Raw genomic sequence first — 17,625 nt, 5'->3', positions numbered from 1 at the left:
GCCCCCGGGCGCCGGGCGCCCCCGCTGGCCGGCGGCCCTGCACGCTGCGGGACCGTGCGGTGACGACCGTTGAGCGCGGCGGGCCCCGGGACGGCCACGGACGCCGCGCCGGAGCAGGGCCGTAGCACCGGGGCGCCCGCACAGCGGCCGCGGTGGCGGACCGTTCCGCTGCCGGTGCTCATCGCCGCGCTGACCGTCCTGCTGGCCGCATCGGTGGTCCTGGCGGTGGGCATCGGACCGGTCGCCGTGGCGCCGGGCACGGTGGCCCGCATCCTCGGCCTGCACCTGCTCGGCATGGACACGCCGGGCACCACGGAGGACTTCATCGTCTGGAGCCTGCGCGCCCCGCGGGTCGTGGAAGGGGTCGCCGTCGGCGCCGGGCTCGCCGTGGCGGGCACGGTCGTGCAGGCGCTGGTGCGCAACCCGGTCGCCGACCCCTTCATCCTCGGGCTGTCCTCCGGTGCGGGCCTCGGCGCCGTCACCGTGCTCACCGTCGCCGGCTCGGCGCTGCTGGGCACGCTCACCCTGCCCCTCGCCGCATTCTGCGGCGCGCTGGCCGCAGGGGCGTGCGTCTTCGCCACCGCGCGCAGCGGGGGAGTGCTGCACCCCATGCGGCTGATCCTGGTCGGGATCGCCGCCGGCCAGCTCCTCGGCGGCCTCACCTCCTTCCTGGTGCTGCGCACCGACTCCGCCGACGCCCAGCAGCAGGTGCTCTTCTGGCTGCTCGGCAGCCTCGCCGGCGCGCAGTGGCCGCTCGCTCTGACCTGCGCCGCGGTGGTGGCGGTGCTCTCCCTCGCCCTGATCGCGGGCGCGGGCCGGCTCAACCTGCTGGTCCTGGGCGACGAGGGCGCCGCGGCCCTGGGCCTCAACGCCACCCGGGCCCGGGCCGTGCTCTTCGCCGCCGCCGGGCTGCTGACCGGGACGGTCGTCGCGGTGTCGGGCACCATCGGCTTCGTCGGCCTGGTGGTCCCCAACCTGGCCCGCATCCTGGTCGGCGCCGACCACCGGCGGGTCCTGCCGGTCGCGGCCCTCCTCGGTGCGCTGCTGCTGGTGTGGGCCGACACCGCCGCCCGGATCGTGCTCGCCCCCTCCGAACTGCCCATCGGCATCCTCACGGCGGTCGTCGGCGTCCCGTTCTTCGTCATCGCCGTCAGACGCGGCGGCCCCGGTAGAACGGGGGCGGCATGAGACTGCGCGTGGAAGGGCTGACAGCAGGATGGACCGCGGTCCCCGCCGTGTCAGGGGTCGATCTCGACATCGCCGACGCGAGTATGGTGGCGCTGGTGGGACCGAACGGCAGCGGGAAGTCCACGCTGCTCAAGACCGTCTACCGGGCCCTGCGCCCCACAGCCGGGCGGCTGGTGCTGGGGGAGGCCGACGTCTGGCGCCTGCCGCACCGCGACGTCGCCAGGTCGGTGGGCGTCCTGGGCCAGGACCAGCACGGCGGGTTCGACTTCACCGCCCGCGAGGCCGTCGCCCTGGGCCGCGCCCCGCACCTGGGCGTCTTCGACCGGATCGGCCCCGCCGACGCGGCCGTGGTCGCCGAGTGCATGGAGACGACGGGGTGCGCCGCCTTCGCCGACCGCCCCGTCTCGACCCTGTCGGGAGGCGAGCGCCAACGGGTCCTGCTGGCCCGCGCGCTCGCCCAGCGCCCCCGGCTGCTGATCCTCGACGAGCCCACCAACCACCTGGACCCGCGCCACCAGTTCGACGTGCTGAGCCTGGTCCGCGGCATGGGCATCACCGTGATCGCGGCCCTGCACTCGCTCGACCTCGCCGCCTACTACTGCGACACCGTGGTGGTGCTGTCCGGCGGAAAGGTCGCCGGTGCGGGGGCGCCGGACGAGGTCTGCACCCCCGGCCTGCTGCGCCGCGTGTTCGGGGTCGAGGCGAGCCTGCTGCCCGACCCCGTGGACGGCCGCCCCCGCCTGCTGATCCGCCCCGCCACCGACAGCCCGCCGCACCGTGCGGCGGGCGCTGCACCCCAAGAGAACAGGGAACACACCGCATGAGCGACTCGACCGGCCCCGTCATCGGCATCCTGCTCTTCCCCGGCGTCGAGGAGCTCGACGCCGTCGGCCCCTGGGAGGTGTTCTCCTTCTGGGCCGCCAACGTCGCCTCCGGCGGCCCCCGGGTGCTCGCCCTCAGCCCCGACGGCGAACCGGTGCGCTGCGCCAAGGGACTGCGCATCGCCGCCGACGCCTCCTACGCCGATGCTCCCCCGCTGGACGTGCTCGTCCACCCCGGCGGCCAGGGCACCCGGCCCCTCATGGGCGACGCCGCGCACCTGGACCGCGTCCGGGAATGGCGCCGCAGCACGCCGCTGATGACCAGCGTGTGCACCGGGTCGCTGGTCTTCGGCGCCGCCGGGCTGCTCCAGGGGCGCCGGGCGACCACCCACTGGCGGTCGCTGGGCGTGCTCGCCGACAGCGGACCCGCCATCGACGTGGTGCACGATGCCCGCTTCGTCGACGAGGGCGACGTGGTGACCAGCGCCGGGGTGTCGGCCGGGATCGACATGGCGCTGCACCTCGTGGGCCGGCTCGACTCGCCCGCGGCCGCCGACACGGTGCGCCGCGGCATCCAGTACGAACCCGCCCGCGCCTGATGGCCCCGCCGACCGCTCCGGCCCGCGGTCCGGGACCCTTCCGGCCGCCGGAGGCGGCCGCCCCCCGTCCCGCCGCGGCACGCGAAGCGGCCCGCCCGTCGAAAGGCGCACGATGACGACGATCTCCGCGGAACCCTCCCCGGCGCCGGAGCGGGCCGCCCCGGACGCGGACGCGGGCGCGGGCGCCGCGTGCCGGGCGGCGCCGTTGCGCCGCCTGGTGGCGGTGGCCGCAGCGGGGGCGCTGCTCGCCACCGCAGCGGGCTGCGCCCAGCCGGGCGGCGGTACCCCGGCCGAGGGCGCCGCGGACACGGCGGCGCAGTCCTGCCCCGCGCCGCCCACCCCCGACGACCCGCCCGAACGCGTCGTGACCCTCGACGGCGGATCGGCCGCGATCCTCGCCGGACTCGGGCTGGCCGACCGGATCGTGGGCACCGCCGACACCGGCTTCTTCGACCCGTTCGAGGGAGAGGAGGCTCAGGAGCTGTCCCGCATCCCGGTCCTCGAGGACGGGCAGGCCGGCCGGGAGCTGGTGATCGCCGCCGAACCCGATCTCGTGATGGGCATCCACCCCTTCCAGTTCGGGTCCTTCGACGGCACCCCGACCGTCGCCGAACTGCGCGCTGCGGGCAGCGACGCGCTCGTGGCCTGCCCGGCATCGGGCACGGTGACCGGCATCGACGGCACGCTGGAGTTCATAGGGCAGACCGCGGAGGTCTTCGGGGTGCCCGAGCGCGGGGAGGAGCTGGCGGAGCGCGTCGCCTCCGATGCCGACGCGGCGGCGCCGCCGTCCGGCACGGCGCCCGTGCGCGTCCTGATGGTCTCCGACGCGCCTCAGGCGGGCCGGCCGATCGGTACCCTGGGCGCCGCAAGCCCGGCCAACGGCGTCATCACGCGCGCGGGAGGGGAGAACATCGCGGGCGACATCGAGCAGGAGCTGCTGGAGGTCAGCCCCGAGGAGGTCGTCGCCCGCGACCCCGAGGCCATCGTCGTGCTCACCGGCTTCTCCACCCTGAGCGGACCCGAGATCGCCGACGCCGTCCGCGCCGACCCGGTCCTGTCCCGGACCACGGCGGTCCGGGAGGACCGGTTCGCGGTCCTGCCCCAGTCCATCGCCGTCTCGCCGAGCGTCCTCAACGGGCGGGCCGTGGCCGCCATCGCCGAAACCCTGCACGCGACCGCGTGAACCGGCGACCGGCCGACCGCGCGTGTGGCAGGGGATCAGCGACGACGGCCGGATACGGCCGGGGTGCCCCTGTGCCCCCGGCCGTCCCCCGGGCGGCGGGGAGAGGCCCTTCTCCCTCACCCGCCGCCCGGGGGACGCACCCGACCGGCAGTTGGAGGCCGCGCGGATCGCCGAGAAGCGCGGTGACGGGGCACCGGCCGCGGTGCCCCGGCTGCACGCCGACCGATGGGTGGTCGGCGTCCGTCCTCAGCCGGTGCCCCGGCGGGCTCATGCCGGTGCGGCCGGTGTGTCACCGGATCTCTGCGGTCCTCGGCCCCGGACCGGTCCGGGGCACCGCCACCACGCTAAAGAGCCCGCCGGCTTCGCGCCACGCCACCGGTGCACAATCGCCCTCGCGGGCGCGTGACCGGTGCACGGGTCGGGCGCCCCGCCCTCCGCAGTGCACAACGGGCAGGAGGAGATCTGCCGCCGGTGCACGGGTCGGCCGGCCGGCGATGTGGCCGGGCCCGGCCACACCGGGCCGCCCCCGCGCCCGCCGCGCGGAGTCAGCCCCGGGCCGCCCGGGGCCAGGCGTCGGGGATGTGCGGCCGGCCCACGCCGACGCGCAGGGCGAAGGCCAGCGGCCGCACCCCGCCCAGCACGTGCTCGTCATCGAGCGCGTCGTCGGATTCCACGTCCGGCACCAGTTCGCGCCGGATCAGCGGCGCGGCCGCGCGCAGGTGGCCCCGGACCACCGCGGGCGACGTGCCCAGCGCGGCGGCCGTCCGCTCGGCGTGGGTGTCGTTGTCCAGCCACGCGCCCAGCGTGCCCAGCAGGTCGCGTGGGTCGTCCCGCAACGGCGCAAGGAACGCCTCGGCCCACGCCCGCACCTCGGGCGCGGACAGCATCGCGGCGAAGTCGGCCGCGGGATCGGTCGCGGCGTCGTCGTGTCCGTGGACGCCGATGATCTTGAGGGCCGCCGAGACGGCGACCTGGTTCAGGACGCGGTCGCGATCGATGCCGAGCAGGTCGAAGCACGTGGTGATCCGGTGCGTCACCGTGTTGCGGTGGATGCTCAGGATGCGGCCGGCCGCCTTCTGCGTGAAATCCAGGCCGAGATCGAGCGTCCCGAGCAGTCTGTCGCTCCGGTCCGTCGGCAGTGTCAGCAGCGGGCGCAGTACGGCCCCCGCCCAGCGCCGCGCCGGCTCCACCGGCAGGACGTCCACGAGGTTGGCGCGCTCGTCGGAGAGCGCCACCCGGTCCGGGAGCCGTTGCGCGAGCGGCAGGGCATTGATGGCCTCGTTGTAGGCGTCCGCGACGCCGCCGAGGGGGCGCATCCGGCTGCCGCCCATACGGTGCAGCGGCCGTGCGGCCACGACCCGCCGCAGCGCGTCGCGCACCCGGCCCGGATCGTCGGTATCGCCCTCGTGCAGCGGATCCACCACGAGCAGGTGGTTGAAGGCGGGGCACAGGGCGAGCAGCGCCCGGTCGGCGACGGCGTGTTCGGCGTCGCGGGCCGTCATCTCCCGGTCCTCATCGGCGCAGTCGATCACGTAAACGCGCACGTGATCGGTCGCCAGCAGACCGGGGGCGATCGCGGCCATCACGCGCTGGGCGGCGATCTCCTCCCCGAGGAGCAGCAGCTGGAAGGTGCTCAGGTGGACTTCGCGCTCGGCGCCGGCGATGCGGTGGCGGTGTTCGGCCTGGTCGATCAGCCCGAGTACCTTGGCGGCGTGCCGTATGAGGTCGGTGTCGACCTCGTTGAAGGGGCGGCGCCCGGCCACCGACAGCACCGCCGCCGTACGGGTCGGGGCGAGAGGGATCAGGCGCGTGTGAGGGGCGCCGCCCGCGGCCGGTCCGGGGGGATCGGAGGACTCCGGGCGCACGCTCTGCGTGACCAGCAGCGGGGCAAGGGTGCCGGGTGCCGTCTCGGGTGAGGCGGCCAGCACGCCGCGCTCCGGGTCGCTGACCATGACCTCCGCGTCCACCGCCGCTGCCAGCCAGTCGGCGATCCGCTGCGTTGCGGCCTCGCCCGCATCGCCCAGGCGGTCCGGGAGCCGGTTGAACAGCGCGGTGAGCTGATCGGCGTGCCACTCCGCCTGCCGGAAGCGGTAGTCGCGCAGGCGGGGGATCAGCGCCGTCGCCCATGCGTCCGGGGTCGCGGTCGTGGTCAGCAACGGCACGTTCAGCCGGGCGGCCGAGTTGCGGACCGGCAGCGGGACGGTGCGGGCCCCGTGCCGGTCGGTCACCACCGCGAGGCCGGCCGCCCGCTGGCGGGCGAGTTCGCGGAGCAGCCGGTCGGCCGCGGCCCGGAGGTCCTGGTGCCCGGCGGGTTCCGGGCGGCCGATCACCACGAGGGCGTCCCGGACGTCGCCGGGGTGGTCGCCCTTCCAGGCGCGCCCTGGGAGCACGCGAACGGAGTCGACCGCCCGGTCGCCGTGCTGGTCACCGTTGATCGCGAAGCGGAGACAGAAGTCGGGCTCGTCGCACATGCCGCTCAGCGTTGGCATGGTGCACCTTCCTTACCTGGCCTTGCGCGGGGGGTCCGCAGGGACGGCGCGTGGCGGCCGGGCGTCCGGGCATGCGAGGACGCGGTTGCACGGGGCCCTGGTCGCTGATTCAGCCACCCTTGCACCCTAATCGGCGACGGCGCGGCGGTCCTCGCGACGCCGATACGGGCCGGGGCGGGTCAGGGGCGCTTACGGGGGACCGTGGCCGGTCAGGCCGCCGCCGGTCCCCATAACCGGTCTCCTCGCCGCGCTGATCCGTCGCTCCCGCCTCCGGTGGAGGTGGGCCGGGGGCGACCGCGGTACCCGCGGACAACGGATCGGGACCTTTGGTCGATACCGGGACCAATCGCACTCTTCCTAGGGTGGCGGGGATCCCGGCGATGCCCCGGCGCCGCGTGCGCACACGGCCGGGCCGTCCAGCTCCGTGCCCGCGGTTCACGCGGGACGGCACCGGCCCCCGTGCCCGGGAGGACCCCCCCTTTTCGGATTTCGAAGGAGACCGTTCCCCCACGCCCGGCACCGGCCTGCGCCCCTTCCCCTCCCGGGCGCCGGGAAACGCGCACGGACACGGCGTGCCCGGCCGGCACCGCTGCCCCGACGATGCGGGCCGGCGTCACGCCATCGATGAGAAAGGAACAGGTGCGTCATGGATGTGCAGGGAATCTGCGCTGCGCACACCGACCCCGTGCGAGGCGTTCTCGCGCGGCTGCCCGAGAGGCGCCTCGGCTGATGGCCGGCGCACACACGTCCACCCCCCAGTCCCCGGCGGGTCAGACGGGACGGCTCGAGTGGGCGGACGTCGCCAAGGGCGTCTGCATCCTGCTCGTCGTGCTGTGGCACGTCATCATGAAGCACTACCTCCAGGTCGGCTGGAACATCGCCCTGCCCTTCCCCGGCCTGTGGGGCGCCGCGGGCGAGATCTTCCTGCCGCTGCGGATGCCGTTGTTCTTCGCGATCTCCGGCTTCTTCGCGGCAAGCGCGCTGAGCCGGCCGTGGCGCGTCATCGGCCGCTCCAAGGTGGCCAACTTCCTCTACCTGTACGCGCTGTGGCTGCTCATCCACACCGCCGTGCTGGCGTTCGTCCCCGACTTCGACACCGCGCACGCGGGCACCCTCGGTGAACTCCTCGCGCAGCTCACGATCAGCCCGACGAACCTGTGGTACCTCTACGCGCTGGCCGTCTACTTCGTGCTGGCCAAGCTGGCCCGCCCGATCCCGGCGCCGGCCGTGCTCGCGGCGGCGTTCGCGCTCTCCGCTGCGGCGTCCGCCGAACTGATCCCTGTGCCCGGGGACCGCCTCGACCCCCTCGAGAACCTGCTGTTCTTCCTCGTCGGCGTGTACGGCAAGACGTTCATCAAGCGGGTGGCCGAAGCGGCCAGCTGGGCGAGGCTCTTCGCCGTGGCCGTGCCCTATGTGGGGATCCTCGGGGCGGTCCAGTACTTCGGCATCGAGACCTGGTTCGGGCTGTGGCCGGTCGTCTCCTCCGTCGCCGTGTTCCTCGGGGTGACCGCGGCCAGCCTGGTGACACGCTGGGAGACGGTGACCGGCGCCCTGGTGAGCGTCGGCCGCAAGACGCTGCCGATCTATGTCATGCACATGCCGCTGCTGGCCCTGCTGCACCTGGCGCTCCTCGGCCCGATCTCGGACGCCGGCCCCACCGTGCAGCTGGTGGTCGCGGCCGTCGAGCCCGTGGTGCTGACAGCGGTCGTCGTGGGGATCTGCCTGGTCCTGTACCGGGTCCTGCCCTCGCCGTGGCTGTTCGAGCTCCCCCTGTCGCGAACCCGGTCCCGCACCACCGAGACCAGCGGCCGCAGGTAGGCGTCACCCCGCGCACGTCCGCGCGCACAGCAAATACAGAAAAGCCGGCCCGGCCATGACGGCCGGGCCGGCTTCCGTGCGGGGACCGGACGGACCCCGCGGAGCGGATCAGGCGAGGTCGAACCGGTCGAGCTCCATGACCTTGCGCCACGCCGCGACGAAGTCGGTCACGAACTTCTCCTTCGCGTCGTCGGCCGCGTAGACCTCCGCCACCGCGCGCAGCTCGGAGTTGGACCCGAACACGAGGTCGGCGCGGCTGCCGGTCCACAGCAGCTCACCCGTTGCGTCGCTGCGGCACTCGAAGGTCTCCGAGGAGTCGTCGACCGGCTTCCACGTGGTGCCCAGGTCGAGCAGGTTCACGAAGAAGTCGTTCGTCAGCGTCCCCGGCGCCTTGGTCAGGACGCCCAGCTGCGAGTCCCCGAAGTTGGCGCCCAGCACCCGCAGGCCGCCGACGAGGACGGTCAGCTCCGGCGCGCTCAGGGTGAGCAGGTTCGCCTTGTCGACGAGGAGGAACTCCGCCGGGAGGCGCTGGCCCTTGCCGATGTAGTTGCGGAACCCGTCGGCGGCCGGCTCCAGGTGGGAGAAGGACTCCACATCGGTCTGCTCCTGGGTGGCGTCGCCGCGGCCCGGGGTGAAGGGCACCTCGACGTCGTGGCCTGCGGCCGCGGCGGCCTGCTCGACCCCCACGGACCCGGCGAGGACCACCAGGTCGGCGAAGGAGATGCGCTTGCCGTCGGTCCGCGAGGCGTTGAACGCCTCATGGACGCCCTCAAGGGTGCGCAGCACGCTCGCGAGCTTGTCGGGCTCGTTGACCTCCCAGGTGCTCTGGGGCTCCAGGCGGATGCGGCCGCCGTTGGCGCCGCCGCGCTTGTCGCTGCCGCGGAAGGTCGAGGCCGCCGCCCACGCGGTGGAGACCAGCTGCGCGACGGTCAGGCCGGAGCCGCGGACCCGGGCCTTGAGGTCGGCGATCTCCGCGGGCCCGACGAGCTCGTGGTCCGGCGCGGGGATCGGGTCCTGCCACAGCAGTTCCTCGGCGGGCACCTCGGGGCCGAGGTAGCGCGCGACCGGGCCCAGGTCGCGGTGGGTCAGCTTGAACCACGCGCGGGCGAAGGCGTCGGCGAACTCGTCGGGGTTCTCCGCGAAACGCCGCGAGATCGGCTCGTAGACCGGGTCGAACCGCAGCGCCAGGTCCGTGGTCAGCATGGTCGGCGCGTGCCGCTTCGACGGGTCGTGGGCGTCGGGGACCGTGCCCTCGCCCGCGCCGTCCTTCGGCTTCCACTGCTGCGCGCCCGCGGGGCTGGTGGTCAGCTCCCACTCGTAGCCGAACAGGTTCTGGAAGAAGCCGTTGCCCCACTGGGTCGGCGTGGTGGTCCAGGTGACCTCCAAGCCGCTGGTGATCGCGTCGCCGCCCTTGCCGGTGCCGTGGGCGTTCTGCCAGCCCAGGCCCTGGGCCTCGAGCGGGGCGCCCTCGGGCTCGGGGCCCAGGTTGCTGTCGGGGGCCGCACCGTGGGTCTTGCCGAAGGTGTGGCCGCCGGCGATCAGCGCGACGGTCTCCTCGTCGTTCATCGCCATCCGGCCGAAGGTCTCGCGGATGTCGCGGGCGGCGGCCAGCGGGTCCGGGTTGCCGTTGGGGCCCTCCGGGTTGACGTAGATGAGGCCCATCTGCACCGCTGCCAGCGGCTTCTCGAGGTCGCGGTCGCCCGTGTAGCGCTCGTCGTCGAGCCACCCGGTCTCGGGGCCCCAGTAGACGTCCTCGTCGGGCTCCCAGACGTCGGCCCGGCCGCCGGCGAAGCCGAAGGTCTTGAAGCCCATCGACTCCAGCGCCACGTTGCCGGCGAGGATCATCAGGTCCGCCCACGACAGGTTGCGGCCGTACTTCTTCTTGACCGGCCACAGCAGCCGGCGGGCCTTGTCGAGGTTGCCGTTGTCCGGCCAGCTGTTGAGCGGCGCGAACCGCTGCTGGCCGGCGCCACCGCCGCCGCGGCCGTCACTGACGCGGTAGGTGCCCGCGCTGTGCCAGGCCATCCGGATCATCAGCGGGCCGTAGTGCCCGAAGTCGGCCGGCCACCAGTCCTGCGAGGTGGTCAGCACGTCGGCGATGTCCCGCTTCACGGCGGCGAGGTCGAGGGCGGCGAACGCTTCGGCGTAGTCGAACCCCTCGCCCATGGGGTCGGCCACGGCGGGGTTCTTGGCGAGGATCTTCAGGTTGAGCCGGTTCGGCCACCAGCCGCGGTTGCCGCCGCCCTGCGTGGGGTGGGGGGCGCGACCGTGTGCGACCGGGCAGCCTCCGCTCTCCGCCTGGGCGGCGTCGGTGGCTGCATCGTGGCTTTCAGACATGGGCATCCTTCCGGACACGGGAGGAACGGTGTGATTCAGGAAATGCGAGAGGTGGAACAGTCGGGGCACAGGCCCCAGTAGACGACCTCGGCCTCGTCGATCGAGAAGCCGTGATCCCCGGACGCGGTCAGGCAGGGTGCATGGCCCACGGCGCAGTCGATGTCGGCGATGGCCTCGCACGACCGGCACACGACGTGGTGGTGGTTGTCGCCCACCCGCGTCTCGTAGCGGGCCACGGAGCCCCTCGGCTGGATGCGGCGTACCAGGCCCGCGATGGTCAGGGCCTTGAGTACGTCGTAGACCGCCTGGTGGGACACCGCGCCGAGCCGCTCGCGCACGAAGCCGATGATCGACTCGGTGTCGGCGTGCGGATGGTCGTGCACGACCGAGAGCACCGCCATCCGGGGGGCCGTCACCCGCAGCGCGACCTCGCGCAGCATGCGCTCGTAGTCCGAGGGTGTTGGCATGTCCCGAAGTCTGCCGGTTTTTCTTGAATAAGTCAAAACTAGGGGTGAGCAGGGATCGACGAAAAGGGGCGGCCATCGCCGGCCGCCCCCGCAGATCCGTCCCTTCCGGTGGTTGCGGAGGACCGTTACCCTGCCGCCATGAGCGTCGACGCGTGCTGGTTCTGCGCCGCCCCGGTCGGCCCCGGCGAACGCCTGCTCGTCGGCATGCAGCGGGACGTCCGGTACACCCACCTGGTCGTCGCGGTCCACACACGGTGGCAGCAGACGTGGGTGAGCGTGCCGCGGTGCGGGCGGTGCACCTTCGGGCACGCCGTCGAGCGCGTGACGCGCTGGATCTTCGTCGCCTCCGCCGCGATCACGGGGCTGCCCACCGTGCTGATGCTGCTGGGCTACGCCACCGGGGAGCCGTGGGCCGACACCTGGCAGTTCATCTTCCTCTGGGCCTGGGCACTGGCCACGCTGGTGCTGTGGCGCGGGGTGCGCCGGCACCGGTTCGGCTGGCACCGGCTGGCGCCACGCCCGGAGCGCTACGTGCGCGAGCACCCCGCCGTCGCGGAGCTGACCGAGGACGGCTGGCAGTACGGCGGGCCGCCGGGATGGACGTGGTGACCGCTCACGCGGTGCGCGCCATCGCCGTCCGGATCAGGATGTCCAGCAGTTCCGGATAGCCGATTCCCTGGGCCTGGAACATCCGCGGCACCTGCGAGTGCGAGGTCAGGCCGGGGACCACGTTGATCTCGTTGAGGATCGGCTCACCGAGGTCGTCCACGAAGTAGTCGAGGCGGGCCAGCCCCGTGCAGCCCAGCAGCCCGAACAGCAGCAGGCTCGTCCGGCGCAGCCGGTCGGCCCACTCGTCGGAGATGGGAGCGGGGACCAGGAACTCGGCGCCACCGTCCGCGTACTTGGCGTCGGTGTCGAAGAACGCGCCCGATCCGACCCGGATCTCCAGGGGCGCGCTCACGGAGAGGCTGCCGTCGGGGCGTTCGAGCACGGCGATGTCGATCTCCCGGCCCTCCACCTCCTTCTCGACCAGGACGTAGCGGTCGAACTCGGCCGCGAGCGCGACGGCCTTCTCCAGCTCGTCCAGGTCGGTGACCCGGGAGACCCCGAAACTGGAGCCCTCCTGGTCGGGCTTGACGAACAGCGGCGTGTCCAGGTCCCCGGGCACGGAGTCCAGGACATCGGGTTCCCTGCTGTCCAGCAGCACGCCCGGGGCCACCCGCACCCCCGCGTCGCGCGCGAGCAGCTTGGTGAGATGCTTGTCCATGCTGACGGCCCCCGCCCGCAGGCCCGGGCCGACATAGGGGACCGCGCACAGGTCCAGCAGCGCGGCGAGGGTCCCGTCCTCCCCGCCGGTGCCGTGGATGACCGGGAAGACGACGTCGGCGGCCTCCAGCATCACGACCGCAGCGGACAGGCCGGGGAGCGCTTCGCCGTCGTGGAACCACCGGCCGTCGTGCCCGATGACGAGCCGGGTGGCCCGGTACACGGACGCGTCCAGGTGCTGGAGGATCGAGTCCGCCGACGCGATGGACACGTCGTGCTCGGCGCCGCTCCCTCCGCAGACGACGATGACATGGACGCGTCCGTCAGTGCTGGGCACGGGAACCTGTCTCCTTGAGGTCGGGTGTTGTCGCAAACGAGGCACTCGCCCCCGCGAGACGGGCGGTGTCGTGGAAGGCGGCGGGGGTGTCCGGGATCCGCGCGTGGATGATCCGCTCCACACGTGGCCCGATGCCGGTCATCACTTCGTGTTCGTTGGTGCGGCACCAGCGCGCCCAGTCGGCGGTGGTGGGCTCGCCCTCGTCGCCCGGCCCGAACACGGTCACCGGGTCGCCCGCGTGGACCGGGAGGTCGCCGACGTCGACCACGATCTGGTCCATGGAGATGGTCCCCACGATGGGGCACCGGCGGCCGTGGACCGCGACTTCAGCCGTGCCCGCCGCGCTGCGGGGGACGCCGTCCGCGTAGCCCAGTGGCACCAACGCCAGCCGGGTGCGGGAACGGGTGCGGTGGGTGTGGCCGTAGCCGACCGGGGTCCCCTCCTCGGCGTCGCGCACCATGACCACCGGCGCGGCCAGCGTCATGGCCCGGCGCAGCCCGTAGCGGCCGCTCGGATCGATCCCGTAGAGCCCGGCGCCGATCCGCGCCGTGTCGAACCTGGTGCGGGGGATGCCCAGGGCGCCCGCGCTGTTGGCCAGGTGCCGGACCACCGAGGTCGCGCCGGCCCGGTGGAGGACGTCCACCGCCGCCTCGAACGACCGCACGGCCTGCTCGTTGGCGGGGTGGGCGGGGTCCTCCGCCCACGCCAGGTGGCTCATGACCCCCACGATCCGCACCCGCCCGGACTTCTCCAGCGAACGGGCGCGCTCGCACAGCTCGGCCCACCGGTCCGGCGGGGCGCCGTCGCGCGCCATGCCCGTGTCGGCGAAGAGGTGGATACCTGGGACCCGTTCGGCGCGGCGCGGGGCGTCGGCGATGGCGTGGAGCTGCTCCAGGTCGGAGACCGCGAGTTCCACGTACAGCCCGATCGCCTCGGTGTAGTCGGCGTTGGGCGGGTTCATCCAGCTCAGCACCGGTGCGGCGATCCCCTGGCCGCGCAGCCGGACGGCCTCGCGGATGCTGGTGACCCCGAGGCGCCGCGCCCCGTTGGCCAGGGCCGTGCGCGCGACCTCGGCGGCGCCGTGGTTGAAGGCGTCGGCCTTGACCACGGCCATGAACCCCGGGGACACGCCGGCGAACACCCGCGCGTTGTGGGCCACGGCCGCGAGGTCGACGGTGAGCGTGGGGGCCCTCATGCAGCGGCCTCCGACGCCGGCCAGGGGCCGTAGAGGGCGTGCGGGGCGCTGGTGGCGTAAGCCCAGTAGCGGTCTCCGTAGCTCCAGTGCCACCACTCGGTGGGGTAGTTCACCAGACCCTGGCCGCCGAGCGCCTCGGCCAAGATCGTGCGGTGGCGGCGGGCGTCCGGGTCGAGGCCGGGGGCGTCGAAGTAGCAGGCCCCGTCGCTGTCCTCCGGGGTCGCGTCGATCTCCGTGCCCATCCACAGGGGGTGACCCAGGTCGTCGATCAGGGTGAGGTCGACCGCGGCGCCGGCCACGTGCGGGGCGACCGCGATGGGCGCGACGAAACGGCTGGAGAGCCGGGCGATCTCGGTCTCGTCCTTGCCCGGGTGCAGGCGGCGCAGCGTCCCGGAGTACTCGGCGATGATCGCGTTCTGGCTCTCGGGGGAGCGGTGGCCCTGGGCGACGCCGAACCGGATGCCGGAGGGGAGAGCGCGCTGCGCCTCGCGCAGCCGCGCGCCCAGGGTGGAGCGCACCCGCATCCCCGCCACGTCATCGGGGTTCATGCAGAGGATGCCGAGGTCCGGCAGGTCGACCAAGGGCTCCCGGCATTCACGTACCGGGAGGTCGGACACCTCAGGGTCGGCGAGGAGCGGGTGGGTCACGGCTCTCCTGACGCGCGTGCAACTACGGATCGGCGGCGGGCGGCCCGCGGTAGGGGGGCACGGGCCGACGCGGGCCGGATGCCAGACTAGGGAAGCGCGCAAGGTCGGACATATCCGTCAAAGGTGCCGAATCGCTGACCTCAGGTGCCACGCCCGTCCCTCGGGTTCGCACTCGCGAAGGATCGGTCCGGATTCACAGAACCGTTCGGGGTCCGGCCGCCGATAGCGGTAGGAGACGTGAACGACGACGCGTTCAAGGGAGATCGGTTTGCAACCTTTGGCGGAATTCCGTCCACGCCGGCCCGCGCGCGCCCACCCGGGGCGCCCTCGCCCGCCGGGGCGCGAGTGCACCCCGCGGGCGGCATCGGCCCTGCTCGCGTCCGCCCAGGTGAGGGCGGCGGTGTCAGGACGCCGCCCCGGTTCCCGCCCGGAGCCGGGTGCGGACGCACGGGCATTAGCGGATCACGGAACGTCGTGTCCATGCCCGAATGTCCCGTTCCGTGTGGACTTGAGAACGAAGAGTGCTGGACCATAGCATCACGGACGGTGTGGATCGTCGGCCGATCGCCCCAGAAGGACACATGTCGGCCGTTCCTCGCCGTCGAGCGCTCCCCCAGCCGGCGGCCGGCCCCGCCCCGGGTCACGGAGTCCCGCTACACCCCCATCCCGCGACAAGGGTGTCCCCGCTCCGTAGGCCACCAGCCACACGTCACCCCACCCCACTGAGATGAGCTCCAGGTGAGTGATGCACCTATCCGGGTCGTGCTCGCGGACGGCCAGCGACTGTTCCGATCGGGCCTGAACCTGATCGTCGACTCCCAAGACGACATGACCGTGGTCGGCGAGGCCCGCGACGGTGACGAGGCCCTCGCCGTCATCGACGCCACCCGGCCCGACATCGTGCTGATGGACATGTGGATGTCCCCGACCAACGGGGTCGACGCCATGCGCCTGCTGGCGGAGTCCGCCGCCGACGGCGACGAGCCCGCGCCGCGGGTCATCATGCTGACCGCGCTGGGGCTGGACCGCCATGCGCTGGAGGCGATCCAGTACGGGGCGAGCGGGTTCCTGCTCAAGGACAGCACCCCGGAGTTCGTCTGCGAGGCGGTGCGGACCGTGTACGCGGGCAACACCGTGCTGGCCTCCCATGACCTCACCGCGCTGTTCGACGCCCCGCGCGAGGCCCTGCGGCCGGTGCCGGCGGAGTTCGCCGCGCTGACCGAGCGCGAACGCAAGGTGTTCGCGGCCGTGGTCACCGGCGCGTCCAACGCCGAGATCGCCGATGAGCTGCACCTGAGCGAGTCGACGGTGAAGACCCACATCGGCGCGATCCTGCGCAAGCTGGGCCTGCGCGACCGCCTCCAGGTCGTCACGTACTCCTACGAGAACGGCCTGTCCTACCAGAAGACCCCGGAACGGCGATCCCAGGAACCACGCACCACCGCCCCCGCCGCGCACAAGCGGTCCCGCATCCCGTCGGCGTCATGACGGGTGCCCGGCGAACCCGGCGACCCTGACCACCCGGCCAACGGCCGGGCGGTCAGGGCCCCAAACTGTCGGTGTAAGCGATCGGGTCGGCCTTCTCAAGTTGCTCGGTTGAAGGGGGCCGGGCGGTCACTCGGTATCGATGTCGGCCTCTGCGGACTCCTGCTCGGGCGGGAGGATTCCCAGGCTTTCGATGGCTATCCGCTCCCGGGAGGCGAGCTCGTGCTGGCGTGTCATGATGAAACCGGAGTAGTCGTTGTTCTTCAGGCGCTCGACCGCCTCCAGGCTGACGCCGTGGGAGGTCAAGACATCGGTCCTGTTCTCCGCCGCAAGGTCGATGAGCGCCTGCCGGATGGACACACCCGCCGGGGTCCTCATGACCACACGGTTGGCCGGGCTGGAGGCCCGGTCGACCCTGCTCTGTGTGATCACGTGCCGGTAGGTCTCCGTGTGCGACCGGGCCAACTGGTCGATGGCGTCGATCGTGGAGCCATCCGGATTGATCCGGTCAGGGAATGTGCCGAGCTCCCAGATGAGGTAGGCCCGAACACGCGCGCTGCGCAGGTCGAACCGCTCGGGGAAGGCACGGGCGCGCTCGTCCGAGTAGTCGAGATCGCCGGTTCCTACGGCGAAGGCCTTCATCTCCTCGATGAACTTGCGCACCTGCGTGGTGTTGGCCCCAGCGAAGGTGCCGGCGAGCGAAGTGGTCCAGAACCACCCCCGCAGTTTCTGGAGTCGCTCCTCCTCCGGTTCCTTTGAGAAATGGAAGAACACCGCCAGGAGCATGATCTGGATGTTGTAGGGGACCAGGCGGGCGAGTGGAACCTGAACGGTCTCACGGAGGAAGGCGACGACTTTTTCCAACACACGGTCCGTGTCTTCGACTGCCGTCAGAAGCTGGCCTTGGACCTTTTTGGCCATGATGTCCCAGGACGTGTTCTGCACGTCCTCTTCACCGGAGACCGCGAGCACGGTCTGGAAGACCGTCATCATCGGGATCTCACCGAACCCGGAGTCTGAGATCCGCGCCTGGATCTCCTCCATGCGGTCACTCAGGGTTACCGATCCAGTGGTCTCATAAGTGAGGGCGGAGACCATCTGGTCCGGCCTCATCTTCTGACCACTGCTGTTGATCCGTGAGAAGACCTCGACCGCCTGCCCCAGAGTCCCTCCCGACATCCGTACCACGGAGACCTTGTAGGACTTAATGCGGTGAGCGACCCGCTGAGCTTCTTCCACGAGTGTGTCGGCGAGAGCGGTGGGATAGACATCATACAGCTGGCGGGAATATCCGAGAAAGTCCACCGTTCGCAGGACCGAACGCAGGGGAAGGTAATCGGGGTCGGCTCTTCCTCCGGACTTCCAGTGGCGGTACCGAGAACCCTCCCGATCCTCCTTCCCAAGCGGCCGGTAGATCCACCACATCCAGTCCTCTTGGTGTTCGGACCTTGGAGCGTCAGAGGCCCTGTGGAGACTACCGAGAAATGTCGACAGGCGCTGATGGCCATCCAGAACATAGGCGACTTTCGCCCGGTCCGGTGGGCCTGGGATCGGCATTCCACCGATCTCGTCGAGGCTCGCCAGCTGCTCTGGTGTTTCCCAGATGAGTAGGCTCCCCATGGGGTATCCTCGCTCTATGCTGTCGAACAGCTGTAGCATCTGTTCGGGGCGCCAGAGGAAAGGGCGCTGGAATTTCGGCACCCGAAGTTCTCCTGCCGCGATCCACTTGAGCACGTCCTCAAGGAAGTGGACCTCCGGAGAAACGGAGATGTCCTTCACTATTTCATCTCCCC

General features: G+C 72.4%; 14 protein-coding genes. 7 read left to right on the top strand and 7 right to left on the bottom strand.

What is annotated here, in order from left to right; all coding sequences use genetic code 11:
• Window positions 1-69 precede the first annotated feature (69 nt).
• From ACFOVU_RS24225 to ACFOVU_RS24210, 4 genes are all read left to right on the top strand, one after another.
• Window positions 70-1,188 (top strand): FecCD family ABC transporter permease, encoded by a 1,119-nt coding sequence (locus ACFOVU_RS24225; RefSeq protein WP_378537259.1) that lies wholly within the window; start codon window positions 70-72, stop codon window positions 1,186-1,188.
• Window positions 1,185-2,012 (top strand): ABC transporter ATP-binding protein, encoded by an 828-nt coding sequence (locus ACFOVU_RS24220; RefSeq protein ID WP_378537258.1) that lies wholly within the window; start codon window positions 1,185-1,187, stop codon window positions 2,010-2,012. The genes ACFOVU_RS24225 and ACFOVU_RS24220 overlap by 4 nt, the downstream gene beginning before the upstream one ends.
• Complete coding sequence (locus ACFOVU_RS24215) at window positions 2,009-2,608, top strand: DJ-1/PfpI family protein (protein ID WP_378537256.1); 600 nt, start codon at window positions 2,009-2,011, stop codon at window positions 2,606-2,608. Before ACFOVU_RS24220 ends, ACFOVU_RS24215 begins: the two co-directional genes overlap by 4 nt.
• Window positions 2,609-2,720: 112 nt before the next feature.
• Window positions 2,721-3,791, top strand: coding sequence for an ABC transporter substrate-binding protein (locus ACFOVU_RS24210; protein ID WP_378537255.1), 1,071 nt, complete (start codon window positions 2,721-2,723; stop codon window positions 3,789-3,791).
• 545 nt (window positions 3,792-4,336) lie between these two features.
• Here ACFOVU_RS24210 and ACFOVU_RS24205 read toward each other — a convergent pair.
• Window positions 4,337-6,280 (bottom strand): helix-turn-helix domain-containing protein, encoded by a 1,944-nt coding sequence (locus ACFOVU_RS24205; protein ID WP_378537253.1) that lies wholly within the window; start codon window positions 6,278-6,280, stop codon window positions 4,337-4,339.
• A gap of 729 nt (window positions 6,281-7,009) precedes the next feature.
• Between ACFOVU_RS24205 and ACFOVU_RS24200 the strand changes: the two genes are divergently transcribed.
• A complete protein-coding gene (locus tag ACFOVU_RS24200) occupies window positions 7,010-8,098 on the top strand; it encodes an acyltransferase family protein (protein ID WP_378537252.1) in 1,089 nt (362 codons plus the stop codon).
• Window positions 8,099-8,206: 108 nt separating this feature from the next.
• On the opposite strand, the gene katG is transcribed toward ACFOVU_RS24200, so the two are convergent.
• Entirely contained in the window at window positions 8,207-10,435 is a 2,229-nt protein-coding gene (katG, locus tag ACFOVU_RS24195; protein ID WP_378537250.1) for a catalase/peroxidase HPI, read from the bottom strand.
• A gap of 35 nt (window positions 10,436-10,470) precedes the next feature.
• Window positions 10,471-10,902 (bottom strand): Fur family transcriptional regulator, encoded by a 432-nt coding sequence (locus tag ACFOVU_RS24190; protein ID WP_378537249.1) that lies wholly within the window; start codon window positions 10,900-10,902, stop codon window positions 10,471-10,473.
• A 138-nt stretch (window positions 10,903-11,040) separates the two neighbouring features.
• Between ACFOVU_RS24190 and ACFOVU_RS24185 the strand changes: the two genes are divergently transcribed.
• The gene (locus tag ACFOVU_RS24185) at window positions 11,041-11,511 is read left to right on the top strand and encodes a hypothetical protein (RefSeq protein ID WP_378537247.1); all 471 of its coding nucleotides are present in this window, start codon (window positions 11,041-11,043) and stop codon (window positions 11,509-11,511) included.
• 4 nt (window positions 11,512-11,515) lie between these two features.
• Here the strand turns inward: ACFOVU_RS24185 and ACFOVU_RS24180 are convergent, their stop codons facing one another.
• The 3 genes from ACFOVU_RS24180 to ACFOVU_RS24170 are packed head-to-tail and all read right to left on the bottom strand — an operon-like array spanning window position 11,516 to window position 14,347.
• Window positions 11,516-12,505, bottom strand: a complete 990-nt coding sequence (locus ACFOVU_RS24180; RefSeq protein ID WP_378537246.1) for a D-alanine--D-alanine ligase family protein — start codon at window positions 12,503-12,505, stop codon at window positions 11,516-11,518.
• Entirely contained in the window at window positions 12,492-13,700 is a 1,209-nt protein-coding gene (alr, locus tag ACFOVU_RS24175; RefSeq protein WP_378537245.1) for an alanine racemase, read from the bottom strand. Before alr ends, ACFOVU_RS24180 begins: the two co-directional genes overlap by 14 nt.
• Window positions 13,697-14,347, bottom strand: coding sequence for a M15 family metallopeptidase (locus tag ACFOVU_RS24170; protein WP_378537243.1), 651 nt, complete (start codon window positions 14,345-14,347; stop codon window positions 13,697-13,699). The genes alr and ACFOVU_RS24170 overlap by 4 nt, the downstream gene beginning before the upstream one ends.
• 738 nt (window positions 14,348-15,085) lie before the next feature.
• Here ACFOVU_RS24170 and ACFOVU_RS24165 point away from each other — a divergent pair.
• Window positions 15,086-15,835 (top strand): response regulator, encoded by a 750-nt coding sequence (locus tag ACFOVU_RS24165; RefSeq protein WP_378537242.1) that lies wholly within the window; start codon window positions 15,086-15,088, stop codon window positions 15,833-15,835.
• Between the two features lie 126 nt (window positions 15,836-15,961).
• Here the strand turns inward: ACFOVU_RS24165 and ACFOVU_RS24160 are convergent, their stop codons facing one another.
• Window positions 15,962-17,611, bottom strand: a complete 1,650-nt coding sequence (locus tag ACFOVU_RS24160; RefSeq protein WP_378537241.1) for a DUF262 domain-containing protein — start codon at window positions 17,609-17,611, stop codon at window positions 15,962-15,964.
• Between the last annotated feature and the right edge of the window lie 14 nt (window positions 17,612-17,625).

Source organism: Nocardiopsis sediminis, from assembly GCF_042650565.1.
Taxonomy (GTDB): Bacteria; Actinomycetota; Actinomycetes; order Streptosporangiales; family Streptosporangiaceae; genus Nocardiopsis_B; species Nocardiopsis_B sediminis.
This window is presented reverse-complemented; position numbering and strand designations above follow the sequence as displayed.

Bases quoted from the DNA above. Each gene is read 5' to 3' on its own strand.
- ACFOVU_RS24220 (WP_378537258.1), top strand. From the start codon at position 1,185: ATGAGACTGCGCGTGGAAGGGCTGACAGCAGGATGGACCGCGGTCCCC.
- ACFOVU_RS24215 (WP_378537256.1), top strand. From the start codon at position 2,009: ATGAGCGACTCGACCGGCCCCGTCATCGGCATCCTGCTCTTCCCCGGC.
- ACFOVU_RS24210 (WP_378537255.1), top strand. From the start codon at position 2,721: ATGACGACGATCTCCGCGGAACCCTCCCCGGCGCCGGAGCGGGCCGCC.
- ACFOVU_RS24205 (WP_378537253.1), bottom strand. From the start codon at position 6,280: ATGCCAACGCTGAGCGGCATGTGCGACGAGCCCGACTTCTGTCTCCGC.
- ACFOVU_RS24200 (WP_378537252.1), top strand. From the start codon at position 7,010: ATGGCCGGCGCACACACGTCCACCCCCCAGTCCCCGGCGGGTCAGACG.
- katG (WP_378537250.1), bottom strand. From the start codon at position 10,435: ATGTCTGAAAGCCACGATGCAGCCACCGACGCCGCCCAGGCGGAGAGC.
- ACFOVU_RS24190 (WP_378537249.1), bottom strand. From the start codon at position 10,902: ATGCCAACACCCTCGGACTACGAGCGCATGCTGCGCGAGGTCGCGCTG.
- ACFOVU_RS24185 (WP_378537247.1), top strand. From the start codon at position 11,041: ATGAGCGTCGACGCGTGCTGGTTCTGCGCCGCCCCGGTCGGCCCCGGC.
- alr (WP_378537245.1), bottom strand. From the start codon at position 13,700: ATGAGGGCCCCCACGCTCACCGTCGACCTCGCGGCCGTGGCCCACAAC.